Origin of the sequence: Kitasatospora azatica KCTC 9699, assembly GCF_000744785.1 — a bacterium.
In the GTDB taxonomy this organism is placed as follows: domain Bacteria; phylum Actinomycetota; class Actinomycetes; order Streptomycetales; family Streptomycetaceae; genus Kitasatospora; species Kitasatospora azatica.
The window spans coordinates 5,104,082-5,130,413 of record NZ_JQMO01000003.1 but is presented as its reverse complement, the minus strand read 5'-3'; the positions used below and the strand labels follow the sequence as shown (position 1 = coordinate 5,130,413).

Here is a 26,332-nt window from a genome sequence, read left to right as displayed (position 1 = left end):
GGATCTGTGCGGGTGCGGCGAACAAGATAGCGAACCGGTCGGGTCGATAATCGATGGCCCTGCCCCGGCCCGGTTCGTACATTTGAGGCCCGCCGGCTTTGCCGCGGCCCGCTCGGGCCCACCACCATCCACCACGTCACCGGGAGCGGACCATGCGCGTGCACTACCCCCGCACGCCGCACCTCCCCTGGTCCCCCGGTGCGTCGGCGGACGATGTGCGGGTCGGCGGGCTGGCGGAGCTGCGCGGCCGCGAGGTGGTGGTCACCGAGAAGCTCGACGGTGAGAACACCACCCTCTACCCGGACGGCCTGCACGCCCGCTCGCTGGACTCGGCCCACCACCCGTCCCGGGCCTGGGTCAAGGGCCTGCAGGGACGGATCGGCCCGGCGATCCCGGCCGGCTGGCGGGTCTGCGGCGAGAACCTCTACGCACGGCACTCGATCGCCTACCGGGAACTGGACAGCTGGTTCTACGGCTTCTCCGTCTGGGACGACCAGGACCGCTGCCTGGACTGGGACTCGACGGTGCGCCTGCTGCGCCGACTGGGCGTCCCGGCCCCGCGCGTGCTGTGGCGCGGTGCGTTCGACGAGCGGGCGCTGCGCGGACTGCGGCTGGACACCGAGCGGCAGGAGGGGTACGTCGTCCGCACCGTCGAGGGCTTCGGGCGGGCGCAGTTCGGCGAGCGGGTGGCCAAGTGGGTCCGGCCGCGCCATGTGCAGACCGACGCGCACTGGATGCACGCGGCCGTGGTGGAGAACGGGTTGGGTCCGGCCGCCGCGCTCTGGGCGGTCCGGTCGGGGGCGGCGCCGGACGCGGCCGGTCTGCTCGCCGCGCTGGGTCTGACGGACCCGGCCGGCGCTGCGGACCCGGCTCACTCCTTCGTACCCGAGGTCGCCGGTGTGGCCGAGGTCGCCGACCGGCTGGACGCGCTCGGGTGCTCGGGCGAGGCGCGGCTGGCCGGGGTGCTGGCCGTCCTGCTGCACCAGGCCCGCCGGCCCTGGCTGGCTGCCCGGCTGATCGCCCCGCTCGGCCTGCCGGCAGCCCGGCGGGTGGCTGACCTGGTCGGGCTCCACCCCGGCCTGCGGCGCCCCTATCCGGACGAGGAGCGGCGCGCCGGGCTGGTCCGGCTCTCGCTCGCGGCCAACCTCGGAATGCTGCACGCCGTCGCCGCGACCGTGCCCGGGACGGCGGCCGAGCGGGCCGAGGTGGAGTGGTCGGCGCTGCACGCCGAGGACGCCGGGCTGCTCGGCGAGGCGCCGCTGCACTGGCTGCGCTCGGGCCTGCGCGAGGTCCTCGCCGACCTCGACCCGGATGCGGCCGACCGCTGCTGGGCCGAGGCGCGCGAGGCGTACGCGCGCGGGCGGATCGGGGCGAGGCCGTCGGGGCGGGCCGTCGGGGGGCCGGTCGGGCGGGCCGGTCGCGGGCGGTCGGTCGGCGGTGACCGCAGCGGGGCCGTCGAGGAGGCGGTGGCCGCCTGCTGGCGCTGGCGCTCGGGCGAGTTCCCCCGGCTGATCCAGCTGGTCGGCCCGTCCGGCAGCGGCAAGAGCAGCTTCGCCGCCCAACTGCCCGGCGTCGACGACCGGCTGAGCCTGGACGAGCTGCGCGAGGCCCGCGGCTCCCGCGCCGACCAGCGGCAGAACGGCGACGTGCTGCGCGAGGGCCTCGACCGCCTGGACAGCGCGCTGGCCGCCGGCCGCACCGTGGTCTGGGACGCCACCTCGCTCAACCAGCACCAGCGTTCGCTGGTCCAGGTGGTGGCGCAGCGCCGTGACGCCCTGGTCACGCACGCGGTACTGCTGGTCGAGGAGGCCGAGTTGGCCCGCCGCAACGCGAGCCGGCCGCACCCCGTGCCGCCGGAGGTGCTCACCGCGCAGCTGCACCGCTTCACCCCGCCGTACCCCGGCCAGGCGCACCGCACCTGGTACGTCGGGCCGGACGGAACCGTCGGCGACACCGCCGGCACGCTGGGCGGTCCCGGCGAAGGCGGATCGACGGGAGAGGACCTCTGATGCGCACCAGCGAGCAGATCTACCACCGGGTGCGCTGGGACCCGCAGTTCGACCCGGCCCGGTTCGTGCTGGGGGTCAGCCGCCGGGACGCCGGGCCCAAGCGGGTGCCGCTGCCGGCCTTCGTACCCGGCGGCGACATCCCGTGGCACCGGGTGCTCTTCGTCGAGGCGGACGGAGAGCTGCTCTGGGACCGCGCCACCGGCGTGGACCTGATCGACAGCTCGACGGCCGGTCGGGTCCGCGAGCCGCGCCGCCTGCGGGCGCCGTTCTTCACCGCCCGCACGCCCTACGCGTGGGACCAGGTGGCGGGCGGCTGGGGCCCGGTGGCCCGGTCCGAGCTGTCGGCCGTACGCCCCATGGCCGACGAGGCCGTCCGGGTGCTGACCTGGAACACCCTGTGGGACCGCTACGACAGCGACCGGATCGACACCGCGCGGCGCCGCCCGCTGCTGCTCGAGGCGCTGGCGGCCGCCGACGCGGACGTCATCGCGCTGCAGGAGGTGGAGGCCCCGCTGCTGGCGATGCTGCTGCGCACCCCGTGGGTCCGGGACGGCTACACGGTGAACACCGACAGCAAGGGCAAGGACGTCGAGGAGAGCGGCCTGCTCCTGCTCAGCCGACTGCCCGTGCGCGAGGCCGGGTACCACGCGCTCGGCCCGCACAAGGCCGTCACCGCGATCACCGTGCAGACCGCGACCGGTCCGCTGACGGTGGCCGCCACCCACCTGAGCAGCGACCACTCGGACCGCGGCGCGGATCGGCGTCGGGCCGAACTCGCGCGCATCGCCGAAGGGTTGGCGAGTGTGGACGGGGACGTGGTGCTGCTCGGCGACTTCAACGACGGCAGTGACGGGCCGGACGGACCGGCCGCGGTGCTCGGCCTGCGGGACGCCTGGACGCAGGTGCACGGCCCGGATGACCGGACGCCCACCTTCGACCCCACGGCCAATCCGCTGGCCGCCGTCTCCTCACTCTCCGGTCGGGCCTCCCGGCTGGACCGGATCCTGCTGCGGACCGGCTCGCTGCGGGCCGTCCGGGCCGGCCTGTGCGGGGACTCCGCCGCGCCGGACGGGCTCTTCCTGTCCGACCATTACGGTGTGGAAGCGGAGCTGGCGTTCGGCGGGGCCGAGCCCGTCGACGCACTGGACCTCGCACCGACGGCGCGGACGGCGGTGGCCTGGCTGCCGCCCGCCGAGCTCTGGCCGGCCATCCAGGACATCCGCTGGGAGCACGACCCGCAGATCCGCCGCTGGCCGCCGCACGTCAACCTGCTCTTCGGCTTCGTGCCCGAGCACGCCTTCGAGCAGGCGGCGCCGCTGCTGGCCGCCGCCGCGATGGAGGTCCCGCCGTTCACCGCCCGGCTGGCCGGGGTGCGCAGCTTCCGGCACCGCTCGGACTCGACGGTCTGGCTCGACCCGGCCGCGGGCGACGGGGCCACCGGCTGGGCCTCGCTCTACCGCGCCCTGCTGGACCGCTTCCCCAGCTGCCGGGGACGGGCGGAGGGCTTCACCCCGCACCTCTCGCTGGGGCGCACCCGCGATCCGAAGCCGCTCGCCGCCGAGTCCGCGGCCCGCTTGGGCGGGACATCCGCGCAGGTCGGGGAGCTGGTGCTGCTCTCCCGGCGGGGGGACGAGCCGATGCGGGTGCGGGCGACGGTTGCGCTGGGGACCGGGGAGCTGCGCTGGGCACCGGAACCGGCGGACACCGCTGTCAACGGCGAGGGAGGCGCTGCCACCGATCCCGAGCGCGTCCTGCGGCGGATCTCGGCTGCCCTGGGCGAGGGTGTGGTCCACCTCGTCGGCTCGCGCCGGATGGGCTGCGCGCTGCCCGGCGCCGATCTCGACCTGGTCGCCGTCCTGCCCGGCAGCCCCGATCCGGCGTCCGTCCCGGCATCGGTCCCGGCGTCCGTCGCGGCATCGGTCCAAGCGTCCGTCCAGGTATCGGTCCCGGAGTCCGTCCAGGCGCGGATCACGGCCGCCCTCCCCGAGGCCACCCGGATCCGCCAGGTGACCGGCGCCCGGGTGCCGGGCCTACGCCTGCGGGTCGGCGAGCTGGATGTCGACCTGGTCCTGGTCTCCAGCGGCGCGCTCGACCCCGCGGACGCGGTGGCGCGCCGGGCCGAGCTCGGTGAGGCCGCGGCCGTCGCGCTCAGCGCCGTCAGCGACGCGGCGGCGGTCCTCGACGACCAGCAGCGATTCGGGCCACTGGCTCGGCAGGTGAAGGCCTGGGCCAGGGCGCGCGGCCTGGACTCCGCGCCGTTCGGCGGCCTGCCCGGGCTCGCCTGGTCCGTCCTGGCCGCGCGCACCGCCCGCGCGGCTGACGGGCTGTCGGGCGAGGACCTGCTGCGCGAGTTCTTCGCCACCTGGGCCGCCTGGGACTGGCGCGACCCCGTCATCCCCGGTGGCCCCGGCGACCCTGTCATCCGCGGTGGCCCCGGCGCGGCTCTGCGCGGCGAACTCTCCGCCCCGCTCACCGTCCTGACGCCCACCCGCCCCGTGCGCAGCTGCACCGAGCAGGTCGGCGCCGGCACCCTCGACCTGCTGACCCGCGAGCTCTACCGCGCCTGGGAACTGCTGGAGGAGGCCGCGACCACCGGCGCCGACCCCTGGCCCGAGCTGCTCTCGCCCCCGCCGCTGCACCGCCGGCACGCGGCCTGGGCGGTGCTGACCGTCCGCGCAGGCCGGGCCGAGGAGTTCGAGGAGACGCTGGGCCGGGTCCGGGGACGGGTCCGCGCGCTGCTCACCGCCCTGGAGCAGGCGGGCGTGCCGGACGCCCACGCCTGGCCCCGCCCGTTCGAGGACGGGCCGACCCGGGCCCGGTACGCGATCGGTCTCGGGCAGACCCCGCCCACCTCGCAGGCCCTGGCGGAGATCGCGCACGGGTGGCTCCGGGGGCTCGGCGGCGTGGACCTCGAACTGGTGGAGGGCGGCTCCGTGCCGACTCTGCGCTGATCCCGCAATCACCGCAGCTGGCTCGCCCAGCACCCCACCCTCGCCGCCCTCGCCCGCCTCGACGGCGACCGCGGCCCGTTCAGCAGGTGCCTCACCAGCCGTCCGCCAGGACCCCGGTCAGCTGCCGACGTAGGCCGCGAGGTGCTCGCCGGTGAGGGTGGAGCGGGCGGCGACCAGGTCGGCGGGGGTGCCCTCGAAGACGATCCGGCCGCCGTCGTGGCCGGCGCCGGGGCCGAGGTCGATGATCCAGTCGGCGTGCGCCATGACCGCCTGGTGGTGCTCGATCACGATCACCGACTTGCCGGAGTCCACCAGCCGGTCGAGCAGGCCGAGCAGCTGCTCGACGTCGGCCAGGTGCAGGCCGGCGGTCGGCTCGTCCAGGACGTAGACACCGCCCTTCTCCGCCATGTGGGTGGCCAGCTTGAGCCGCTGCCGCTCGCCGCCGGACAGTGTGGTGAGCGGTTGGCCGAGGCTGAGGTAGCCGAGCCCGACGTCGGCGAGCCGCTCGAGGATGCGGTGCGCCGCCGGCGTGTGCGCCTCGCCGGCGCCGAAGAACTCCGCTGCCTCGGTCACCGACATCGCGAGCACCTGGCTGATGTCGCGGCCGCCGAGGTGGTAGTCCAGCACCGATGCCTCGAACCGCTTCCCCTCGCACTCCTCGCAGGTGGTGGCGACGCCGGCCATCATCGCCAGGTCGGTGTAGACGACGCCGGCGCCGTTGCAGTTGGGGCAGGCGCCCTCGGAGTTGGCGCTGAACAGCGCCGGCTTCACGCCGTTGGCCTTCGCGAACGCCTTGCGGATCGGGTCGAGCAGTCCGGTGTAGGTCGCCGGGTTGCTCCGTCGCGAGCCGCGGATCGCGCCCTGGTCGATCGACACCACGCCCTCGTCGGCGCGGATGGACCCGTGCACGAGCGAGCTCTTGCCGGAGCCGGCGACGCCGGTGACCACCGCGAGCACCCCGAGCGGGATGTCGACGTCGACCTCGCGCAGGTTGTTCGCCGTCGCGCCGCGGATCTCCAGGGCGCCGGTGGGCTTGCGCACCTCCTCCTTGAGGCGGGCGCGGTCGCCGAAATGCCGCCCGGTGATGGTGTCGCCGGTCCGCAGCCCTTCGACGGTGCCCTCGAAGCAGACGGTGCCGCCGCCCGTACCGGCGCCGGGGCCGAGGTCCACGACGTGGTCGGCGATCGCGATCACCTCGGGCTTGTGCTCCACCACGAGCACCGTGTTGCCCTTGTCCCGCAGCCGCAGCAGCAGCTCGTTCATCCGCTGGATGTCGTGCGGGTGCAGGCCCGTGGTGGGCTCGTCGAAGACGTAGGTGGTGTCGGTGAGCGAGGAGCCGAGGTGGCGGATCATCTTGACGCGCTGCGCCTCACCGCCCGACAGCGTGCCCGCCGACCGGTCGAGCGCGAGGTAGCCGAGCCCGATCTCCACGAACGAGTCGAGGGTCTGCTGCAGCGTCGCGAGCAGCGGCGCCACCGAGGGCTCGTCGAGCTCGCGGACCCAGGCGGCCAGGTCGCTGATCTGCATCGCACAGGCGTCGGCGATGTTGATCTTCCCGATCCGCGATGACCGGGCCGCCTCGGCGAGCCGGGTGCCGTCGCACTCGGGGCAGGTGGTGAAGGTGACCGCCCGGTCCACGAACGCCCGGATGTGCGGCTGCATCGCCTCCCGGTCCTTGGCCAGCATCGACTTCTGGACCCGCGGGACCAGCCCCTCGTAGGTCATGTTGATGCCCGCGATCTTCATCCTGGTCGGCTCGTGGTGGAGGAAGTCGTGCAGCTCCTTCTTGGTGTACTTGCGGATCGGCTTGTCCGGGTCGTAGAAGCCCGACTCGCTGTACAGCCGGTGGTTCCAGCCGCCCGGCGTGTAGCCGGGGATGGTGAGCGCGCCCTCGGCGAGCGACTTGTCCTCGTCGTAGAGCTGGGCGAGGTCGATGTCGGAGACCGTGCCCCGGCCCTCGCAGCGCGGACACATGCCGCCGGTGATGCTGAAGCTGCGGCGCTCCTTCACGGTCTTCCCGCCGCGCTCGACCGTGACCGCCCCCGCCCCGCTGATCGAGGGGACGTTGAAGGAGAACGCCTTGGGCGAGCCGATGTGCGGCTGCCCGAGTCGGCTGAACAGGATGCGCAGCATCGCGTTCGCGTCGGTGGCGGTGCCGACCGTGGAGCGGGGGTCGGCACCCATCCGCTGCTGGTCCACCATGATCACGGTGGTCAGCCCTTCGAGGACGTCGACCTCCGGCCGGGCCAGCGTCGGCATGAAGCCCTGCACGAAGGCGCTGTAGGTCTCGTTGATCAGCCGCTGCGACTCCGCGGCGATCGTGCCGAACACCAGCGAGCTCTTTCCCGAGCCGGAGACGCCGGTGAACACCGTCAGCCGGCGCTTCGGGATCTCGATACTGACGTCCTTGAGGTTGTTCACGCGCGCGCCGTGCACCCGGATCAGATCGTGGCTGTCCGCAACGTGCGGCGCCGGCGACTTCGCGTTCGTCCTCGCGGCCGTGCTCATCCTGTCTCCCTCAACTCGCGGTCGGGCATCTCGTCCGCCAAGGCACTACGGGTCACTACGGGTTGTCGGTCGGCACTACTTGCGGGGCTGGTGGAAGCGCAGCATGTTGCCGGCGGGGTCGCGGAAGGCGCAGTCGCGGACGCCGTACGGCTGGTCGACCGGCTCCTGCAGCACCTCGCCGCCGGCGGCGCGGATCCGCTCGAAGGTCGCGTCGCAGTCCTCGGTCCGGAAGATCACGGCGCGCAGCAGGCCCTTCGCCAGCAGCTCCACCATGGCCTGCCGGTCGGCGGGCGAGGCGTTCGGGTCCGCGAGGGGCGGTTCGAGGACGATGTCCACATCCGGCTGCGACGGCGCGCCGAGGGTCACCCAGCGCATCTCCCCGTACCCGACGTCGTTGCGCACCTCCAGGCCGAGGACGTCCCGGTAGAAGGCGATCGCCTTCTCGTGGTCGTCGACGGCGATGAAGCACTGTGAAAGCTCGATGTCCAGGTTGGTGTCCATGTGCTTCACGCTACGGGCGGGGCGGCAGGTCTTGCTTCTCCATTCCTGACCGGTCGCGTGTGGATCTTGGCGAGGCAGGCCGGGACGGCGGCGCCCTCGTCATGGGTGCGGGCCCGGTAGGCGCTCGGGGTCTCGCCGACCAGCTCGGTGAACCGCGAGCTGAACGACCCCAGCGAGGTACAGCCGACCGCGAAGCAGACCTCCGTCACCGTCAGCTCGCCCACCCGCAGCAAGGCCTTGGCCCGCTCGATCCGGCGCGTCATCAGGTAGCTGTACGGCGTCTCCCCGAAGGCAGCGCGAAAGCTGCGGGAGAAGTGGCCCGGCGACATGAGCGCGAACCGCGCCAACGCCGGCACGTCCAACGGCTCCGCGTACTCGCGGTCCATCAGGTCACGGGCCCGGCGCAACCGGACAAGGTCCTCCAACATCACACGACCACCATCCCACAGCGCCCCTGGACGTGGCCGTCGTGCGCCCAACTACCGCGCGGAGTACCGATGCGCCGCCGGTGCGTGGTGAAGCCCCGGGTACGGACGTGATCTCGCGCCGAGACCTGTCCCTACCAGGGGCTTCACGTCACGCCTGCCCGCGACCGGGCCCACCTCGTGCGGTCCGCTCAGCGCGGCTTTCCGCTCAGAGGATGGACAGGAGCGCGCCGAGGAGCGCGCCGACGGCGGAGACAGCAGCGCCAAGGAGGGAGCCAACAGCGGCAAGTAGCATGTCAACCTCTTTGAGGAGAAGGGGTGCGTACGCACAGAACTACCCCGGCCCGGCTCCGCGCCCGCCGAACCGACACGCGACGGGCCGTCGAGGTCGCTCGGAAGGACGATCCGAGCACGGGGCGGCCGGCCCGGGCGCTCCCGGTGATCGGCGCGGCGCCCGCCCACCGATCCCGTCCGCCGGCGGCCCCGTCCCGCTGAGGAACGGGCCGGCACTCGAGCGAAATTCGTGTGCGTTCCGCGCCGCCGGTTGGCAGGCTGTGGCCATGTTCACCACGCCCATCGAAGCAAACCTCCTGCGCGGCGCCCTCGACCTGGAACGCACCGCGCACGGCGTGCTGCCGCACCGGCTGCCCGCCTGGGCGCGGAAGCAGTTCCCCGACGAGAACCTGGCCATGGTCGAGGCCCAACCCTCAGGTGTGCGCCTGGCGTTCCGCACGGCGGCCACCACCGTCGAGCTGGACGTGCTGCCCACCAGGACGGCCTACCTGGGCGCCCCGCCGCGTCCGGACGGCGTGTACGACCTGCTCGTCGACGGCCTTCTCGTCGCGCGCGCCGGGGCGACCGGCGGCAACGTCCGCACCGTCGACCTGGCCACCCAGGCCGCGGTCACCCGTCCCGGCCCGCCCGGCACCGTCCGGTTCGCCGAACTGCCCGCCGTGGCCAAGGACATCGAGATCTGGCTGCCGCACACCGAGACAACCGAACTGATCGCGCTGCGCACCGACGCCCCGGTCGAGGCCGCGCCGGACCACGGCCGCAGGGTCTGGCTGCACCACGGCAGTTCGATCAGCCACGGCTCCGGCGCCGAGGGCCCGACGGCCACCTGGCCCGCGCTGGCCGCCACGCTGGGCGGCCTGGAGCTGATCAACCTGGGCCTCGCCGGCAACGCCCTGCTCGACCCGTTCGTCGCGCGCGCCATCCGTGACATCCCGGCGGACCTGATCAGCATCAAGATCGGCATCAACCTGGTCAACTTCGACCTGATGCGGCTGCGCGGATTCGCCCCGGCGGTCCACGGCTTCCTCGACACCATCCGCGAGGGCCACCCCGCCACGCCCCTGCTGGTCGTCTCCCCCGTCCTCTGCCCCATCCACGAGGACACCCCGGGCCCGCTCGCCCCGGACTTCGACGGCACGCAACTGCGCTTCCGAGCCCTCGGCGACCCCGCCGACCGCTCCCGCCTGACCCTCAACGTCATCCGGGACGAGCTCGTCCGCATCACCACCCACCGCGCCACCGACGACCCGAACCTCCACTACCTCGACGGCCGCTCCCTGTACGGCACCCCCGACTTCGCCGAATTCCCCCTCCCCGACCTACTCCACCCGGACACCGCCGGCCACCGCCGGATCGGCGAACGCTTCGCCGAGCTGGCCTTCGGCGACGGGGGTGCGTTCGCTGTCAGTGGCGTCTAGCCGTGCCATCTCATGACGTCGGCTCCTCGCGGTCTGCGGGCGCGGCGGCGTAGGACGTGAGGCGATCGGCGAGCGCGATGACGAGGTCGCGGAGTTCGTCGGGGCGCTCGATGACGAACGGCCGGTTGAGAGAGGCGAGTACCGGAGGCAACCAGTCGAGTCGCTCCGCCCGCAGCTCGACGCGCAACCAACGCTCGGTCGCACTGTCCTCGCCGGCGGCGGACTCGTGCTCCGCCAGGTTCGCGACGCTGACGGGAAGGTGGGCGCGGATCTGCTCAACTGTCCCGTGGATCCGCAAGGTCACCTCATGCCGGTAGTCGGCCGTGGCGAATCCTGACAACACGCGCTGCGCCGGACCGGGACCCACCGGCGTTTCGAACGAGCCGGGCAGGGTCCTCGCATCTGCGATGCGATCGAGCCGGAGGGTTCGGTCCTCGCCGATCCGCGCGTCCTTGCCCGTGACGTACCACCGGCCCGCATGGGCGACGATCCCGTACGCGTGCAGTGTGCGTTCGCTGCGCCGCCCGTCGCGGTCGGCGTAGCGGATCGAGACCGGTCGGTGGTGGCGCACCGCATCGGCGATGGTGAGCAGGACCCCGGCGTCCGGGGTGTCGAACTCGCCGGGCTGGTCCGTGAAGGCGAGCGCTTCCAGGAGTGTGTCGAGCCGATGGGCGAGGTGCTTGGGCAGCACCCGCCGGATCTTCGCCGACGCCGTCTCGCTCGCCGTCTGCTCCGTCGTCGTCAGCCCTGCCCGGCGGCCGGCGACCAGGCCGAGCAGTACGGCCAGCGCCTCGTCGTCGCTGAGCATGAGCGGAGGCAGGCGGTACCCGGGGGCGAGCCGGTACCCGCCGTAGCGGCCGCGCACCGATTCCACGGGCACGTCGAGGTCGATCAGCTGGTCCACGTACCGGCGCACGGTGCGCCCTTCGACGCCGAGCCGGTCGGCGAGTTCGGCCACCGTCCGGGTGCCGCCCGACTGCAGCAGCTCCAGGAGTGTCAGCACGCGGCCGGTGGGTCGAGGCATGTCCGCAGCCTAACGCGAATACAGGACCGATTCTGTCCACTATTTCTCCTAGCCTGCGACTTGCACGCCTCCAGCACAGCCAAGGAGATTCCCATGGACTTCGTCTCGATCCGCATCATCACCAGCGACGTAGCGCGCCTCGTCGAGTTCTACGAGCGAGCCACCGGGGCGCGGGCGACCTGGGCCACCGAGGACTTCGCCGAACTCAAGACCGCGGGCGCCACCCTCGCGATCGCCGGCACCCGCACGGTCCCGCTGTTCGCTCCGGGCTCTGCCCGCCCGGCGGAAAACCACAGCGTGATCACCGAGTTCCTCGTCGACGACGTGGACCGCGTTCACCAGAACCTGAGCGGCTTCGTCGCCGACTTCGTCACCGAGCCCACCACGATGCCCTGGGGGAACCGGTCGCTGCTGTTCCGCGACCCCGACGGCAACCTCGTCAACTTCTTCACCCCCGTCACCCCGGCCGCCATCGAAAAGTTCGCACGCTGACGCCACGCACAGCCGGGCGCGCCTGGCCGAGAAGCTTCCGGCGGCACTGGACGCGCTCCTGCCGCGCAGCTTCCGAGGCGCCGAACTACGCTACGCCTTCCCTCGCTTCGGCAATCCGGTACAGCTGCAGATCTCGATCGTGCAAGTCGAACAGTACGTCCGCCAGACCCTCGGCACCGTGCCCGAAGGTGCACCCGGCACGGACGTGTGGCTCGCACTGCCGACCCAGACCCTGCTGGAAGTGACGGCCGGCGCGGTCTTCCACGACGGCCCCGGACACCTGAGCGCGGTGCGCGCGGCCCTGGCCTGGTACCCGCAGGACGTGTGGCGGTACGTCCTGGCCAGCCAGTGGCAACGGATCGCCGAGCAGGAGTCCTTCGTCGGCCGCTGCGCCGAGGTCGGCGACGAGCTCGGCTCCGCGATGGTCACCGGTCGCATCGCCAGGGACCTGATGCGACTGTGCCTGCTACTGGACCGTCGTTACCCCCCGTACGACAAGTGGCTCGGCACCGCTTTCGCTCAACTCCCATGGACTGGACCGATCGGACGTACTCGGGCCGACGCGCTGGCCGCCAAGAGCTACCCCGACCGAGGCAGCACTCTGCCGGGCGTACGTGTCGGCCGCCGAGCACTGCAACGAACTCGGACTCGCCGCACCAGCGGAGGCGACCACCCGCCGCTACCACGACCGACCGTTCCAGGTCCTCGACGCGAGCCGCTTCGCTGCCGCCCTGCGCTCCGGCATCAGCGATCCCAACCTGCGGTCACGACCACTGCACGGCGCGATCGACCAGTACGTCGACAACATCGAAGTCCTCGGCAGCGCCGCCCTGCGTACGGACGCGCTTGTCCGTCAGATCCCGTAGTCGTAGCCGATCGTGAGCCGGGTCGGCAGACACCACCCCGCACCCTCGTGGGCGCTCCAGGAGGTGGTGCTCGCCACCCACTAGCCCACCCGCTCCGCCAGGAACTCCTCCCAGCTCCGCTTCCCCACCGTGCCCCCGGGCCGCGACAGGTTCTCGCCGGCCCGGTACGCGCGCCCGACCGCGCCGGGCATCCGGATCGGCAGCTTCGGCCGGCGCTTGCCCTGGGTCTGGAGGTAGCCGCGGGCCAGGTCGGCCAGCCCGTACTCCTGCGGTCCGGCCAGGTCGGGCACCAGCCCGGCGGGCTGACCGAGCGTCAGTTCCACCAGTCGCGCCGCCACTTCGCGCGAGTCGACCGGCTGGAGCCGCAGCCCGCCCGGCGCCGGGATCACCGGGAGCTTGGCCATCTTCAGCACCGCCATCAGCATCAGGTCGTGGAACTGGGCGGCCCGCAGGGTGGTCCACGGCAGGCCGGAGTCGGCGACGGCCTGCTCGGCGCCGAGCTTGGACCTGAAGTAGCCGAGCGGGATCTTGTCGGCTCCGATGACCGAGATGTACACCAGGTGCCGAACTCCGGCCCGGGAGACGGCCCGGACCAGGTTCCGGGTGGCCTCGTCGTCGCCCTTGGGGCCGCCGGCGAGGTGCAGGACGGTCTCGACGCCGTCCACCGCGGCCTCGATGCCCTCGCCCTTGAGCAGGTCACCGGTGAGGTACTCGACACCGTCGCCGGACGGGCGGGCGTGCCGGCTGAGCACGCGCACCTCGCAACCGGCCTCGCGCAGCAGGGGGACGACGTGGGCTCCCAGGGTGCCCGTGCCACCGGTGACCAGAATCGATGAGGTCATGACCGCTCCAAAGTCGTTCGCTCCGGGAGGGGGCCTCCCGGCATGATCAGCTGGTTTCGTGAGCTTCACTGCTATGACCCCGGGCGGGAAAGGAATGTGACAGGTGGACGAGCGCGCTGTGCTGACGGAGCAGTTCGAGGAACACCGGCCCCACCTTCGGGCGGTGGCCTACCGGATGCTCGGCTCGGTGAGTGAGGCCGACGACGCCGTCCAGGAGGCCTGGTTGCGGCTGGACCGGGCCGACACCGGCGAGGTGCAGAACCTCGGCGGATGGCTGACCACGGTGGTGGCGCGGGTCTGCCTGAACATGCTGCGCTCGCGCGAGCACCGGCGCGAGGACCCGCTGGAGGTGCAGCTGACCGACCCGGCCGTCGGCCCGGATGCCGGCCCCGACGCCGGGGGCGATCCGGAGCAGGAGATGCTGCTGGCGGACGAGGTCGGGCTGGCGCTCCTCGTGGTGCTCGACACCCTGGCCCCGGCCGAGCGGGTCGCCTTCGTGCTGCACGACATGTTCGCCGTGCCCTTCGACGAGATCGCCCCGCTGCTCGACCGCTCCCCGGCCGCGACCCGACAGCTGGCAAGCCGCGCCCGCCGCCGGGTGAAGGGCGGCACCCCGGCACCGGACGCCGACCTCACCCGCCGACGCCGGGTGGTGGACGCCTTCCTGGCCGCCACCCGCGGCGGGGACTTCGAGGCGCTGCTCGCACTCCTCGATCCGGACGTCGTGCTGCGGGCCGACAAGTGGGTCGTCCCCACCCCCGAGCCGATCCTGGTCACCGGCGCCCACCCCGTGGCCAAGGGCGCGATGGCCGCCATGGGCCGCGCCCGCTTCACCGGCCCGGCGCTGCTCAACGGCACGGTCGGCCTCGTGATGGCCCCGCACGGCCGGCTCCGCCTGGTGCTCGACTTCACCATCACCGACGACCGGATCACCGAGATCGCCATCAGCGCGGCCCCGGCCACCCTGCGCAACCTCGAGGTCGCCGTGCTGTGACGTCGCGGTAGGAGCAAAACACAGCCGAATCGGGACACTCCACCACAGCCTATGGACGATCGGGCGTTGTTGCGGACCCCCGGGCGGCCGAAAGATGGATGGTCTGGCGGACGTCGACCCCACCGTGTCCGCCAGTCCGTTTGTCCAGGAAGGCCCGCATGACGATCGACCATTCCCAGCACGGCTCCCTGGTGGAGCAGCACGGCGTCGACACCATCCCCGAGGGGGAGCGCACCAGCAGTCCGCGGGACATTGTCAGCATCCTGATCGGGTCCAACCTCGCCTTCGGTGTGGTGGTCTTCGGGTGGCTGCCGGTGTCGTTCGGGCTGTCGTTCTGGGCCAGCACGGCTGCGCTGGTGGTCGGGACGCTGCTCGGGATCGTGCTGGTGGCGCCGCTGGCGTTGATCTCGTTGCGGACCGCTACCAATCTGTCGACCAGCAGCGGGGCGCACTTCGGGGTGCGCGGGCGGCTGATCGGGTCGCTGGTGGGGTTGCTGCTCTCGCTGGGGTACACGGCGCTGGCGCTCTGGGTCGGCGGGGACGTGGTGGTCGGGGCGCTGGACCGGCTGCTGGGCCTGTCGCCGCACGGGCTGGTGTACGTGGCCACGTACGCGGTACTGGCGGCGCTGAGCGCCACCGCCGCCGTCTTCGGCTACCGGCTGCTGCTCAAGATGGAGAAGCTGCTGATGTGGTCGATGTCGGCGCTGCTGCTGCTCGGCCTGTTCGCCTACCTGCCGCACTTCAACGGCTCCGCGCACGGTCACTACCTGCTCGGCGGCTTCTGGGCGACCTGGCTGCTGGCGGTGGTTTCGGCGGGTCTGAGTGGACCGATCGCGTTCATCACGCTGCTCGGCGACTACACCCGTTATGTCTCCCCGGCCCGGCACCGCACGGCCCGGGTCTACTGGGCGAACGCGGCGGGGATGTTCTTCGGGATGCTGATCCCGCAGGTCTTCGGCACCTTCACGGCGGTGGCCACGGGGGCCGGCAACGACTACGTGGGCGGGCTGATCGCGGGGGCGCCGGTCTGGTTCCTGGTGCCGCTGCTGATCAACGGGCTGCTGGGCAGTGCGGGCAACACCGGTCTGATGCTCTACAGCATGGGCCTGGACCTGGACGCGATCCTGCCGCGGGCCACCAGGCTGCAGGCCACCTACGTGGTGGCGGCGGTGGCGACGGTGCTGGTCTTCGCCGGGCACTTCGTGTGGAACGCGCAGGACGCGGTGACCTCCTTCGTGCTGGTGCTGACCGCGATCGGCACCCCGTGGGCGGTGATCACCCTGGCCGGGTTCCGGCGCTGCCGGGGCGAGTACGACCGGGAGTCGCTGCAGGTGCTCAACAGGCGCAGCCGGGGCGGGATCTACTGGTTCCGGGCCGGCTGGAACGTACCGGCCACGGTGGCCTGGGCGGTCGGCAGCGCGATCGGTCTGGCCGCCGTGGACACCCCGGTCTACCAGGGGCCGCTGCTGCACTGGACGGGCGGGATCGACGTCAGCTTCGTGCTGGCCTGCGCGGTGGCGTGGGCGCTGTACACGGTGCTCTCGCCACGGCGGGAAAGCCCGATCGTCGAGGAAGCCCGGTCCATCGCCGATCAGGCCGAGCTCGCCGGGGTCCTGCCCGGAAGTCGCTGATACAGCACGCTGCGGGAGCGCCGGGTGCGCCGCAGCAGCCCGGCCCGGTGCAGGATCTGCAGGTGGTAGGAGACGGTCGCGGGGCTCAGGTGCACGCGTTCGGCGAGTTCGCCGGTGGTGCGCGGCTGGCTGAGTTCGGCCAGCAGCGAAGCCCGGGTGGGGCCGATCAGTTCGTCCACCTGCTCGGGCTGGGCCGGCGGTTCGGGCAGCGCGGGGTAGACGAGCAGCGGCCGGCGCGGGTCGGGGGATCCGTCGGGTTCGCCGGCGCAGAACAAGACGGTCGTGGCGAAGACGCTCGGCACGAAGATCGTGGCGTCGGACCGGACCGTGATCTCGTGGGTGTTGGTCAGGTCGAGCCCGCCGTCCCGCCAGCGCAGCTTCGGGCTCAGCTGGTCGATCACCGGGATCAGCCCGTCCCGGGTGACCGCCGTCGACCGGGCGGTGATGTCGTTCTCCAGCCGCGACCGTAGGCGCGGCCAGCTGGGGGCCAGCACCAGCCGCCAGAACTGGTCCAGTTGGTCCGCGACCCGCTGGGAGACGTACTCCTCGCCGCGCTCCATCGCCGCCAGCAGCAGCCGGGGCGGTCGGTCGCCGGCGGTCAGGTCCCAGGAGTGGCCGGTGAGGGCGGCGGTCAGCTCGTAGCGGACCCGCTCGCCACCCACTGATTGTCCGCCGTGGTCAACGCGGCCGGGCAACGTTGGCGACGGCAGCCATGGCCGACCGGCCAGAGCCCGACCAGACTTGACCCGGTCCGGCCAACCGGTCGACCACGGACCGGAGTTGGGAGGAGCGCCGATGTCTGCGCCGAGTTGGGGAAGGCGACTGCTGCGGACCTGTGCGGCCCTGCTGCCGTTGGTCGGCACCGCCGCGTACGGGGGCAGCGCCCACGCGGCCGGACTCGCCGGACCGGACGCCCGTGACGTGGTGCTGGTCGGCAACAGCCAGTCCGGCACCGTCTCCTTCCTGGACGCCCGCACCTTCGCCAACCTGGGCACCTTCGACGTGATCCCGGACCTGCAGCAGCGCCTCGACCAGATGGACCTGATCCAGCGCACCGGCTACGCGATCGTCAAGCAGGTCGAGGGCGGGGACCGGTTCGTCGACGATGTCGCGCTCTCGCCGGACGGGCGGACCATGTACGTCTCGCGCGGCAACCTGGACGACACGGTGGCCTACGACCTGGCCACCCACCGCCAGCTCTGGCGCACCCGGCTGGACGGCTTCCACGCCGACCACGCGGCGCTCTCCCCCGACGGCACCCGCTGGGTGGTCTCGGCCACCACCGCCAACGAGGCGCAGGTGCTGGACACCGCGACCGGTGCGGTGGTCGGCAGCTTCCCGACCGGCTCGTATCCGCACCAGAACGACTTCACGCCGGACGGGAAGTACGTCTACAACTCCAGCATCGGCGTGGTGTCGATGCCGCAGGCGCTGGAGTTCCTCAAGGGGAGCTTCCAGTTGACCAAGGTGGACGCGGCCACCCTCAAGGTGGTGAAGACCTGGAGCTTCCCGCACGGGATCCGGCCGAACGTGCTGGCGGCGGACGGCACCACCTTCTACACCCAGGAGTCGTACCTCAACGGCTTCGTCCGCTACGACCTCGACTCGGCCCGCACCACGGCCACCGTGACCATGCCGTTCAGCCCGGCGGGTCATGCGCTGGCGCCGGACAGCTACCCGAAGAACTCGGCGCACCACGGGCTGGCGCTCTCCGGCGACCAGAGCCTGCTCTGCGACGTGGGGACGATCGACGACTACACCGCGGTGGTCTCGACCGCGGACCTGAGCACCGTCGGGCGGGTCGACTACCCGACCGGGAGCCTGCCGTACTGGGCGGTGGCCGGCGGCCAGGGCGGCCGCTACTGCTTCGTCTCGCTGAGCCAGGCCGACCAGGTCTCGGTGGTCGACCTCGGCACCGCCCGCGAGGTGGCCCGGGTGCCGGTCGGGGTCTTCCCGCAGCGCGAGCGTCTGGCGCAACTGCCGCAGTCCGTGCTGGACTCCTTGTCCGCACAGGGGTAGTGGACCCGGGAGGGCGCGCATGGCGGAAACCGCGGGACGAGCCGAGGCCGCGGGAAGGGCCGAGGCCGCGGGACGAGCCGAGGCCGCCGGGCGGGCGGCGGTGCGCCGGGTGATGGAGCGGATGCGGGCCGACCCGGCGGTGCTGCAGGGCGCGGTGGACGCCGCCCGCGCCGGGTCGCCGCAGGTGGCCGCGCTGCCCGAGCAGGAGGTCAAGCGGCACATCGCGGCGCTGCTGGCCGCCGTGTCGAGCGCCTTCATCGACACCGGCGGCCTGGCCCGGGAACAGGTGGGCTCCGCCGCCCGGTTGGCCGCCGACCGGGCGGTGCAGGGCGTCCCGCTGGGCGCGCTGCTGGACGGCTTCCGGGCGGCCCGCACCCAGGTGTTCCGCTGCGTGGCGGACCGGCTGGACGGGACCGAGCTGCCGTTCCGCTCCCTGGTCGAGGTGCTGGTCGAACTCGACTCCTACGCGGGCGAGTTGCAGCAGCGCCTGATCGTCGCCTACCGGGAGACCGAGCTGCGACTGCTGGCCACCAGCCGGGCGGCCAGGATCCAGGCGCTGCGCGAGGTGCTGGTGGACGGCGCCACGGACCGGCTGGCCGCCGCGGGGCTGGATCCGGCCGGCCGCTACCACCTGCTGGTGGCCGATGTGGGAGATCCCCAACTCGTCCGCGAGGGCAGCCGACCTGACGCTCTGTCAGCACTGGTGGAGGGCTACCTCTGCGTGGTGGCCGAGCGCGCGGACCCGGTGCTGGCCCCGCCGGTGCCCGATCTCACCGTCCACTCCCCGCTGGTGGCGGCGGTGGACCTGCCGGCCGTCCACCGGCTCTGCCGCGCGGCGCTCACCGCCGCCCGTCGGCGCGGCCTCAGCGGCGGCCGGCGGCTGACCGAACTGGCGCCGGCGGTGGCCGCGGACGGCGCGGCCGCGATGGGCCCGCTGCTGGCCGCGGAGTTGCTGGCCGGCCTGGACGCCACCGACGCCCTGCACCGCCAGCTGGCCCGCACCGCGCTGGGCTACCTCGACCACGGCAGCCGGATCGACCGCACCGCCCGGGCCCTGCACGTCCACCCGAACACCGTCAAGCACCGGCTGCGCAGGCTCGGCGAGCTCACCTCCTTCGGCGAACCACCGCCCACCGGTGCCGTCCTGGCGCACGCGCTGCGCTGGCGCTGGGCGCTGGCGAGTTGGCTGGACGAGCCCTGGCCATAGCGCTGGCCCTGGCACTGCCCCTAGCCCTGGCACTGGCCTTGGCGCCGCCCCCGACCGAGTAACCGGGAGGGCGGTTAGACGCCCCCAGGAGTGACCGTCTACATTGCCGTAGACGCCGATCACGGCGACCCTGCTCTTCCCCATGGTCCTCCTGTACGAGAGGGGTGCCGTCATCTCCGGCATCACGGTCACCGAGTCCCCGCGGCAGCGAGCCGCCGCTCCCTCCGCCAGCGCCCTGCTGACCAAGGTCCCGGCGGTGACGGCGGTCTTCTGGCTCACCAAGGTCCTCACCACCGGTATGGGCGAGACGACTTCGGACTACCTGGCGCGCACGGTCGGCCCGGTCCCGGCGGTGGCCGGGGCGGCCCTGCTGCTGGCCGGCTCGCTGGCGCTGCAGTTGCGCACCCGCCGCTACGTGGTGGGCGTCTACTGGCTGGCCGTGGTGATGGTGAGCGTCTTCGGCACCATGGCGGCCGACGTGCTGCATGTGGCGGTCGGCGTCCCGTACCTGGCCTCGACGATCGGCTTCTCGGTCGTCCTGCTGGCGCTCTTCGCCCTCTGGTACCGGGTCGAGGGCACCCTCTCGGTGCACAGCATCACCGGTCTTCGCCGTGAACTCTTCTACTGGGCCGCGGTGATGACCACCTTCGCGCTCGGTACCGCGGTCGGCGACCTGACCGCCTCCACCGTGGGCCTCGGCTACCTGAGTTCCGGCTTCCTGTTCGCCGCCCTGATCGCCGTTCCCGCGCTGGCCTACCGCTGGCTGCGGCTCGGCCCGATCCTCGCCTTCTGGTGGGCCTATGTGCTGACCCGCCCGCTGGGCGCCTCGTTCGCCGACTGGGTCGGCGTCAGCAAGCAGCGCGGCGGGCTCGACCTGGGCACCGGGCCGGTCAGCCTGGCGGTGGGCGTGGTGGTGCTCGGCCTGGTGGTGCTGCTGAGCCGGCGCGAGCGGGGCACGAGCGCTTAGGTCGAGCCGGCACCTGGGTCAAGAGGGAGCACCTAGGTCAAGGTTAAGTAAAATACGCAAGTTCGGATCGCGGCAGGGTCTAAGCTTGCCGGGGCACTTTGCTGCTGCAGCGTGCCCGCACGTGCAGTCGACCGGAAGGAGGCGAGAGACATGTCCACCAGTAGTCCGGGTCACAAACGACCCCGCATCCGCCTGTCCTCGTTCTCCTCCGGCATGCGGTAACCACCCCTCGTTCCGAGCCGCGCCTGGCTCGCGCCCCGGCCCACGGCCGTGACGCCCGGTCAGGCCGCGGGCCCCCGGGTGGGTTGCCGCCGCGTGCCGCCGAAAGGAGGTGCCCCGTGCACACCCTGACGACTCTCGACTTCCTGGTGCGACTCGCCACCGGTGTCGCCTGCGGCGCGCTGATCGGCGTGGAGCGCCAGTGGCGCGCCCGGATGGCGGGCCTGCGCACCAACGCGCTGGTCGCGGCCGGCGCCACCCTGTTCGTTCTGTACAGCGAGGCGGTCGGCGACGGCGGCAGCCCGACCCGGGTCGCCTCCTATGTGGTCTCGGGCATCGGATTCCTCGGCGGTGGCGTGATCCTGCGCGACGGCGCCGGGGTCCGCGGCCTCAACACCGCCGCCACCCTGTGGTGTTCGGCGGCGGTCGGGGTACTGGCCGCCTCCGGGCGGCTCGACCTGGCGCTGCTGGGCACGCTGGCGGTGCTCGCCGTCCACCTGGTGCTCCGCCCGGCCGGCCGGCTGCTGGACCGGGCACCGGCCGGCGGCGACGACCCCGACGCCGCTGTGCGCGCCACCGTCCACCTGGAGTGCGACCGCCAGGCCGAGAACCACATCCGGGCCCTGCTGCTGCAGGCGCTGGCCGCCTCCGGCCTGGCCCCCACCGGGCTGCGCGCCCGCCGTGAGCGCGGCGAGGCGACCACCGTGCGCGCCACCGTCGCGATCAGTGGGGACGTCACGACCGCACTGGAGCAGGTGGTCAGCCGGCTCTCGCTGGAGCCGGGCGTGCGCGATCTGCACTGGCATCTGGAGGGCGAGGACGCGAGCGCCGGGGACGAGGTGCTCGCATGAAGGTCAAGCCTTGGTCATCGGTGGAGTGGCCGCACCCGCGGAGGGCCTATCCTTATCGCGGCTTTAACAGAACCCCGGGGAGGAGGCGAGATGGACAGTAGTCCGGGCCATAGTCGGCCCTTCCTCATGTTGTCCCCGCCGTCCTTCCGCGGCTCGGGTCAGCCTGCCCTTCCCTGACGACCACTGACGACGACCGACGACGACTGACGACAGCTGACGGCAACCGACGACAGCTGACGCACACTCACCGCCGTGTCGTCCCGCCGGGAAGGGCCGCTGTCCGCTGCCGCCCAGTGCCCCGTCCATGCCGGGGCAAGGGGGTGTTCATCTTGGCCACCAACACTCTGTTCATGTCCACCACGGCCCGTCTGCGCGACCGCAAGGTCGACCTGGAACTGCGCGCCACCGCCTCCCGGACCGTCCGCTCCTCGCTGGTCTCGCTGGCCGGCCTGGTCGGCGGCCCGGTCACCAACCAGGCCGGCGAGGAGGTCGGCCGCGTCGTGGACGTGGTCGCCCGGCTCTACGGCCCCGACCCGTACCCGCCGGTCACCGGTCTGATCATCCGGATCGGGCGCCGCCGGGCCTTCCTGGCCGCCGACAAGCTGGACCGGGTGCAGGCCGGGCAGGTGCGGCTGCGCACCGCCCGGGTCGACCTGCGCGACTTCACCCGCCGCCCCGGCGAGGTGCTGCTCGCCCGGGATGTGATGGACCATCAGCTGGTCGACGTGGACGGGGTGCAGGTCACCCGGGCCGCCGACCTCTACCTGGCGCCGCTGACCGGCCGGGTGGTGCTGGTCGGCGTGGACGTCTCGCTGCCCACCCTGCTGCGCCGGCTCGGCCCGCGCCGCTGGCAGGTCCGCCCGACCCCGGACCGGGTGCTGGACTGGCAGTCGATAGCCCCGTTCGGTGCCCAGGCCACCGACGGCCCGGCCGAGGTCCGGCTGCGCGCCTCCCGCTCGGCCCTGCACCAGCTGCGCCCGGCCGACCTGGCCGACATCCTGGAGGACCTCGGCCGCACCGAGCGCCAGCAGCTGCTGGGCTGGCTGGAGCCGGAGCAGGCGGCCGACGCGCTGGAGGAGATGGAACCGGCCGAGCTGGAGAACCTGCTGCGCGAGGCGCCGCCGGAGCACGCCGCCCGGCTGGTCGACGAGATGGAGCCGGACGAGGCCATCGACGCGCTGCGCGACCTGCAGCCCGGCGAGCGCGAGACCCTGCTGGCGCGGATGCCCGCCGCCGAGGCCGCCGAGCTGCGCGGCCTGCTCGCCCACCGGGAGGGCACCGCCGGTGGCGCGATGACCACCCTGCTGGTCACCGCCCGCCCCGAACAGACGGTCGCCGAGGTGCGGGCCGAGCTGGCCGCCCAGGCCGAGCACCGCACCGAGATCGCCGCGGTCGCGGTGCTGGACCCGCAGGGCCGGCTGCTCGCCGACATCTCGCTGTACGACCTGGTGGTGGCCGAGGACACCACCCTGGTGGCCGATCTGACGGCCTGGCTGGCCCAGTTCGGCCGGCCGGTCATGGTGCGCCCCGACACCCGGCTGGCCGAGGTCGCCGACCAGCTGGTCGCCGCCCGGGCCGCCTCGCTCCTCGTCGTCGACGAGGCGGACCGCCCGCTCGGGCGGATCCTGGCCGACGACATCCTGGACGCCCTGCTGCCCGAGCGCGGCCGCCTGCACTTCCGGAGGTTCCTGCAGTGACCGACCTCGACACCGGCGCGGGCGCACCGCCCGGCACCGACACCCCGTCGACCCTCACCGCGGGCCCCCCGCGCCGGCCCGCCGCAAGGGCCTGCGCCGACTGGCCGCCGTCGCGATGGTCGCCGGCCCCGGACTGGTCGCGGCCAACGCGGGCAACGACGCGGCCGGCATCGCCACCTACGCCTCGGCCGGCTCCCAGTACGTGTACGGCACGCTCTTCTTCATGGTGCTGGTCACCGTCGCACTGGTGATGGTCCAGGAGATGGCGGTGCGCCTGGGCGCCTACACCGGCAAGGGCCTGGGCGCGCTGATCCGTGAGCAGTTCAGCCTGCGGCTGACCGCGCTCGCGGTCTGCTGCCTGCTGCTGGCCAACACCGGCCTGGTGGTCTCCGAGTTCGCCGGAATCGGCGCCGCCGTCGAGCTGCTCGGGGTGCCCAAGTGGCTGGTCATCCCGCCGGCCGCGGTGCTGCTCTGGGCGCTGGTGCTGTTCGGCTCCTACCGCTGGGCCGAGCGGATCTTCCTGGTGATGTCGCTGGCCTTCTTCGCCTATCCGGTCGCCATGGTGCTCGGCCACCCGCACTGGGGCGACGTCGGGCACCACCTGGTGGTCCCGCACCTGGAGCGCAGCAAGGAGTTCATCCTGCTGGCGGTGGCGCTGATCGGCACCACGGTCAGCCCGTACATGCAGTTCTACGCGGCCGCCGGGGTGGTGGACCGGGGCGCCAAGCCGGAGGACTACAAGCTGATCCGGGCGGACGCGGTGCTCGGCGCGGTCTTCGCCTGCGGGATCAGTCTGACCATCATCATCGCCACCGCCTCGGTGATCGGCGGCACCGGACCGCTGCAGTCCGCCGCGCAGGCCGCCGAGGCGCTCAAGCCGGTGGCCGGGCACGGCGCCGAACTGCTCTTCGCGCTCGGCCTGATCGGTGCCTCGGCGCTGGCCGGCGCGGTGGTGCCGCTGTCGGCCAGCTACGCGGTGGGCGAGGCGGCCGGGGTGGAGCGCTCGGTCTCCCGCAGCTTCCGGGACGCACCGCTCTTCCTGGGCCTGTTCACCGCCCAGATCGCGCTCGGCGCGATCGTCGCGCTGACCCCGGTGGACGTGATCCAGCTGCTGATCGGTACTCAGGTGCTGCAGGGCCTGATCAGCCCGATCGTGCTGGTGTACCTGCTGGTGCTGACCAACCGGCGCTCGCTGCTGGGCGCCGCGGCCAACGGCCCGCGGTACCGGATCGCGGCCACCACCGTGGTGGTGGGGGTGGCCGCGATGTCGACCATCCTGCTGGTGCAGACGGTGCTGGGCTGGTTCGGCCTGGTCTGAGCGCCGCGCCGCCCGGGGGCCGCGCTGGGCGGCGCCGTACCGGGCGGCGCCGCGCCGGGTCTGGCGCGGGTCAGCCGACGTGCACCCGCGGCCGGCGGCTGCGGTCCGGCTCGGCCTCCCGCAGCACCTCGCGGGTGACCGGCGCGACCTCGCCCTGCCCGAACAGGAAGAACCGCAGGAACTGGGCCAGCGGGTTGCCCTCGGTCCACTCGAAGTACATGTGCGGCTGGCGCCCGGTCAGGTCCCGCACGTGCATCAGCAGCGCGGCCAGCGCGTTGGGGACGCTGGAGCTCTCCACCACCAGCACCCGGTAGCGGCCGTGCAGCACCTCGCCGCGCACCTGCAGCTCGGACTCGAACTCGGACGGGTCGCGGACGATCACCTCGACGAAGACCACGTCGTCGTCGGCGGGGATGTCGTTGTCCGCGCGGATCTGGCGCTTCTTCTCGCGGTACTCGTCCTGGTCGCGGTTGTTGGGCTCGTTGGCGATCAGGCGGATGGTGCGGTGCCCGGCGTCGCGCAGGAACCGCTCGGCGGTGGGGTCCAGCACCACGTCGGTGACCCGCAGTTCGAAGGCGCGGGCCAGCCGGGAGAGCAGCGAGAGCAGGATGATCGCGACGATGAAGCAGGCACCGATCTTGACGCCGTCCGGCCGCTCGGCGACGTTGATCACCGTGGTGTAGAGGAAGACCACCGAGATGGCCGCGAAGGCCCAGGTCCAGCCGCGCTGGCGGGCCTTGCGGGCGGCGATGGTGACGGCGATGGCGGCCGAGCTGATCAGTACCAGCACGCCGGTGGCGTAGGCGCCGCCCTGCTTGTCGACGTTGGCGTCGAAGATCCAGGTGATCAGGAAGGCGACGCCGGTGAGCACCAGCACCATCGGGCGCACCGCGCGGGCCCAGTGCGGGGCCATGCCGTAGCGCGGCAGGTAGCGCGGCATCAGGTTGAGCAGGCCGGCCATCGCCGAGGCGCCGGCGAACCAGAGGATGGCGATGGTGGACAGGTCGTAGACGCTGCCGAAGCCGCCGCCGAGGTACTTGTGGGCCAGGAAGGCCAGCGCCCGGCCGTTGGCCTGGCCACCGGTCTTGAACTCGTCGGCCGGGATCAGCACGGTGGTGATGAAGCTGGTGGTGATCAGGAAGATGCTCATGATGATCGCCGCCGTGGTCAGCAGCTTGCGGGTGCCGCGGATCCGCCCGGTGGGCCGCTCCTCGGTGTCCCCGGGGTCGCCCTTGACGTGCGGCATCACCGCGACGCCGGTCTCGAACCCGGACAGGCCGAGCGCCAGCTTGGGGAAGACCACCAGCGAGACGCCGATCATCGCGAAGATGTTGCCGTGCTCGGCGGTCAGCGCGTGCGACCAGTCGGTGACCAGCTGGGGCGCGGTGATCACGTGCCAGAAGCCGACCGCCACCACCACGACGTTCAGCGCGAGGTAGAGCGCGACCAGGACCACGGCGACGCCGATCGCCTCGCTGAAGCCCTTGAGGAAGACGCCGCCGAGCAGCGCCACCAGCAGCAGCGTGATCAGCACCTCGTGCCCGCCGAGCGCGCTGCTCAGGTGCGGGTTCTCCACCAGGTGGGCGGTGGCGTCGGCGGCCGACAGGGTGATGGTGATGATGAAGTCGGTGGCCGCGAAGCCGAGCAGCGCGAGGACGAAGAGCTTGCCCTTCCAGAACGACAGCAGCCGCTCCAGCATCGCGATCGAGCCCTCGCCGTGCGGGCTCTCCTGGGCCACCCGGCGGTACACCGGCAGCGCGCCCAGCAGGGTGACGACGACCAGCACGATGGTGGCGATCGGCGAGAGCAGGCCGGCGGCGAGCGCGGCGATGCCCGGCTGGTACCCGAGGGTGGAGAAGTAGTCCAGCCCGGTCAGGCACATGACCCGCCACCAGCGCTGACCCTGGTGCGCCTCCGGCACCTCGGCGTGCGGGCCCGGATGCTGCTTGGCCATGTCCGACAGGCCCTCCAGCAACCAGGCGCGCAGACGGCTCCGGGCCGGGATATCGGCGCCGGGATCGGCCGGAACTGCTGAGGCGACCACCGTGTTACTCCTGTCGAATGCACTGACCTGGCTGACCATCAAGACGATGGCCGGG

Annotated in this window: 20 protein-coding genes and 1 pseudogene; 14 read left to right on the top strand and 7 right to left on the bottom strand. The window is 72.8% G+C overall.

Annotated elements, in window-relative coordinates; all coding sequences use genetic code 11:
• The first annotated feature begins 152 nt into the window (after positions 1-152).
• A complete protein-coding gene (locus tag BR98_RS33420) occupies positions 153-2,009 on the top strand; it encodes an RNA ligase family protein (protein WP_035850863.1) in 1,857 nt (618 codons plus the stop codon).
• Complete coding sequence (locus BR98_RS33415) at positions 2,009-4,960, top strand: poly(A) polymerase (RefSeq protein ID WP_035850861.1); 2,952 nt, start codon at positions 2,009-2,011, stop codon at positions 4,958-4,960. Before BR98_RS33420 ends, BR98_RS33415 begins: the two co-directional genes overlap by 1 nt.
• Before the next feature lie 117 nt (positions 4,961-5,077).
• Here the strand turns inward: BR98_RS33415 and BR98_RS33410 are convergent, their stop codons facing one another.
• The 3 genes from BR98_RS33410 to BR98_RS33400 all read right to left on the bottom strand — a co-directional run bounded on the left by BR98_RS33410 (position 5,078) and on the right by BR98_RS33400 (position 8,397).
• The gene (locus BR98_RS33410; RefSeq protein ID WP_035850858.1) at positions 5,078-7,468 is read right to left on the bottom strand and encodes an ATP-binding cassette domain-containing protein; all 2,391 of its coding nucleotides are present in this window, start codon (positions 7,466-7,468) and stop codon (positions 5,078-5,080) included.
• Between the two features lie 75 nt (positions 7,469-7,543).
• Positions 7,544-7,957 (bottom strand): VOC family protein, encoded by a 414-nt coding sequence (locus BR98_RS33405; protein ID WP_035854728.1) that lies wholly within the window; start codon positions 7,955-7,957, stop codon positions 7,544-7,546.
• A 17-nt stretch (positions 7,958-7,974) separates the two neighbouring features.
• Positions 7,975-8,397: a helix-turn-helix transcriptional regulator gene (locus BR98_RS33400; protein ID WP_198042322.1), complete on the bottom strand. Its 423-nt coding sequence runs from the start codon at positions 8,395-8,397 to the stop codon at positions 7,975-7,977.
• 557 nt (positions 8,398-8,954) lie between these two features.
• Here BR98_RS33400 and BR98_RS33395 point away from each other — a divergent pair.
• Positions 8,955-10,106: a GDSL-type esterase/lipase family protein gene (locus BR98_RS33395; protein ID WP_035850853.1), complete on the top strand. Its 1,152-nt coding sequence runs from the start codon at positions 8,955-8,957 to the stop codon at positions 10,104-10,106.
• A 10-nt stretch (positions 10,107-10,116) separates the two neighbouring features.
• Here the strand turns inward: BR98_RS33395 and BR98_RS33390 are convergent, their stop codons facing one another.
• A complete protein-coding gene (locus tag BR98_RS33390; RefSeq protein ID WP_035850851.1) occupies positions 10,117-11,130 on the bottom strand; it encodes a helix-turn-helix transcriptional regulator in 1,014 nt (337 codons plus the stop codon).
• Positions 11,131-11,223: 93 nt separating this feature from the next.
• On the opposite strand from BR98_RS33390, the gene BR98_RS33385 reads away from it, so the two are divergent.
• The 3 genes and pseudogenes from BR98_RS33385 (at position 11,224) to BR98_RS41780 (ending at position 12,488) form a co-directional block, all read left to right on the top strand.
• The gene (locus tag BR98_RS33385) at positions 11,224-11,622 is read left to right on the top strand and encodes a VOC family protein (protein WP_035850849.1); all 399 of its coding nucleotides are present in this window, start codon (positions 11,224-11,226) and stop codon (positions 11,620-11,622) included.
• A gap of 139 nt (positions 11,623-11,761) precedes the next feature.
• Positions 11,762-12,115: pseudogene (locus BR98_RS41785) on the top strand (DUF4037 domain-containing protein); the annotation flags it as partial.
• 121 nt (positions 12,116-12,236) lie between these two features.
• Positions 12,237-12,488 (top strand): hypothetical protein, encoded by a 252-nt coding sequence (locus BR98_RS41780; RefSeq protein WP_051970728.1) that lies wholly within the window; start codon positions 12,237-12,239, stop codon positions 12,486-12,488.
• Between the two features lie 80 nt (positions 12,489-12,568).
• On the opposite strand, the gene BR98_RS33375 is transcribed toward BR98_RS41780, so the two are convergent.
• Positions 12,569-13,330, bottom strand: a complete 762-nt coding sequence (locus BR98_RS33375) for an SDR family oxidoreductase (protein ID WP_035850847.1) — start codon at positions 13,328-13,330, stop codon at positions 12,569-12,571.
• Between the two features lie 103 nt (positions 13,331-13,433).
• Here BR98_RS33375 and BR98_RS33370 point away from each other — a divergent pair, with 103 nt between their 5' ends.
• Both BR98_RS33370 and BR98_RS33365 read left to right on the top strand, forming a co-directional pair.
• Positions 13,434-14,324, top strand: coding sequence for a sigma-70 family RNA polymerase sigma factor (locus BR98_RS33370; protein WP_035850844.1), 891 nt, complete (start codon positions 13,434-13,436; stop codon positions 14,322-14,324).
• A 158-nt stretch (positions 14,325-14,482) separates the two neighbouring features.
• The gene (locus BR98_RS33365; RefSeq protein ID WP_035850842.1) at positions 14,483-15,955 is read left to right on the top strand and encodes a purine-cytosine permease family protein; all 1,473 of its coding nucleotides are present in this window, start codon (positions 14,483-14,485) and stop codon (positions 15,953-15,955) included.
• Here the strand turns inward: BR98_RS33365 and BR98_RS33360 are convergent.
• Positions 15,916-16,617, bottom strand: coding sequence for an ArsR/SmtB family transcription factor (locus BR98_RS33360; protein WP_051970726.1), 702 nt, complete (start codon positions 16,615-16,617; stop codon positions 15,916-15,918). The genes BR98_RS33365 and BR98_RS33360 overlap by 40 nt on opposite strands.
• Before the next feature lie 133 nt (positions 16,618-16,750).
• Here BR98_RS33360 and BR98_RS33355 point away from each other — a divergent pair, with 133 nt between their 5' ends.
• From BR98_RS33355 to BR98_RS33330, 6 genes are all read left to right on the top strand, one after another.
• Positions 16,751-17,974 (top strand): YncE family protein, encoded by a 1,224-nt coding sequence (locus BR98_RS33355; RefSeq protein ID WP_035850840.1) that lies wholly within the window; start codon positions 16,751-16,753, stop codon positions 17,972-17,974.
• Positions 17,975-17,993: 19 nt separating this feature from the next.
• Complete coding sequence (locus BR98_RS33350) at positions 17,994-19,181, top strand: helix-turn-helix domain-containing protein (RefSeq protein WP_051970723.1); 1,188 nt, start codon at positions 17,994-17,996, stop codon at positions 19,179-19,181.
• Positions 19,182-19,323: 142 nt separating this feature from the next.
• On the top strand, positions 19,324-20,148 hold the full coding sequence (locus tag BR98_RS33345; protein WP_083977293.1) for a COG4705 family protein: 825 nt from the start codon (positions 19,324-19,326) through the stop codon (positions 20,146-20,148).
• A 338-nt stretch (positions 20,149-20,486) separates the two neighbouring features.
• Positions 20,487-21,218 (top strand): MgtC/SapB family protein, encoded by a 732-nt coding sequence (locus BR98_RS33340; RefSeq protein ID WP_035850838.1) that lies wholly within the window; start codon positions 20,487-20,489, stop codon positions 21,216-21,218.
• A gap of 329 nt (positions 21,219-21,547) precedes the next feature.
• Positions 21,548-22,915 carry a magnesium transporter MgtE N-terminal domain-containing protein gene (locus BR98_RS33335; RefSeq protein WP_035854722.1) on the top strand — a complete coding sequence of 456 codons (1,368 nt, stop codon included), beginning with the start codon at positions 21,548-21,550 and terminating at the stop codon, positions 22,913-22,915.
• Positions 22,916-23,030: 115 nt separating this feature from the next.
• Positions 23,031-24,233, top strand: a complete 1,203-nt coding sequence (locus BR98_RS33330) for an NRAMP family divalent metal transporter (protein WP_051970721.1) — start codon at positions 23,031-23,033, stop codon at positions 24,231-24,233.
• 70 nt (positions 24,234-24,303) lie between these two features.
• Here BR98_RS33330 and BR98_RS33325 read toward each other — a convergent pair whose 3' ends face one another.
• Complete coding sequence (locus BR98_RS33325) at positions 24,304-26,316, bottom strand: APC family permease (RefSeq protein ID WP_407639524.1); 2,013 nt, start codon at positions 26,314-26,316, stop codon at positions 24,304-24,306.
• Between the last annotated feature and the right edge of the window lie 16 nt (positions 26,317-26,332).

Excerpts from the sequence above, each read along its gene's own strand:
- BR98_RS33325 (WP_407639524.1), bottom strand. The coding sequence starts at position 26,316 with ATGGTCAGCCAGGTCAGTGCATTCGACAGGAGTAACACGGTGGTCGCC.
- BR98_RS33345 (WP_083977293.1), top strand. The coding sequence starts at position 19,324 with ATGGTCCTCCTGTACGAGAGGGGTGCCGTCATCTCCGGCATCACGGTC.
- BR98_RS33385 (WP_035850849.1), top strand. The coding sequence starts at position 11,224 with ATGGACTTCGTCTCGATCCGCATCATCACCAGCGACGTAGCGCGCCTC.
- BR98_RS33410 (WP_035850858.1), bottom strand. The coding sequence starts at position 7,468 with ATGAGCACGGCCGCGAGGACGAACGCGAAGTCGCCGGCGCCGCACGTT.
- BR98_RS33330 (WP_051970721.1), top strand. The coding sequence starts at position 23,031 with ATGGTCGCCGGCCCCGGACTGGTCGCGGCCAACGCGGGCAACGACGCG.
- BR98_RS33390 (WP_035850851.1), bottom strand. The coding sequence starts at position 11,130 with ATGCCTCGACCCACCGGCCGCGTGCTGACACTCCTGGAGCTGCTGCAG.
- BR98_RS33420 (WP_035850863.1), top strand. The coding sequence starts at position 153 with ATGCGCGTGCACTACCCCCGCACGCCGCACCTCCCCTGGTCCCCCGGT.
- BR98_RS33400 (WP_198042322.1), bottom strand. The coding sequence starts at position 8,397 with ATGTTGGAGGACCTTGTCCGGTTGCGCCGGGCCCGTGACCTGATGGAC.
- BR98_RS33355 (WP_035850840.1), top strand. The coding sequence starts at position 16,751 with ATGTCTGCGCCGAGTTGGGGAAGGCGACTGCTGCGGACCTGTGCGGCC.
- BR98_RS33350 (WP_051970723.1), top strand. The coding sequence starts at position 17,994 with ATGGCGGAAACCGCGGGACGAGCCGAGGCCGCGGGAAGGGCCGAGGCC.
- BR98_RS33375 (WP_035850847.1), bottom strand. The coding sequence starts at position 13,330 with ATGACCTCATCGATTCTGGTCACCGGTGGCACGGGCACCCTGGGAGCC.
- BR98_RS33395 (WP_035850853.1), top strand. The coding sequence starts at position 8,955 with ATGTTCACCACGCCCATCGAAGCAAACCTCCTGCGCGGCGCCCTCGAC.
- BR98_RS33415 (WP_035850861.1), top strand. The coding sequence starts at position 2,009 with ATGCGCACCAGCGAGCAGATCTACCACCGGGTGCGCTGGGACCCGCAG.
- BR98_RS33365 (WP_035850842.1), top strand. The coding sequence starts at position 14,483 with ATGACGATCGACCATTCCCAGCACGGCTCCCTGGTGGAGCAGCACGGC.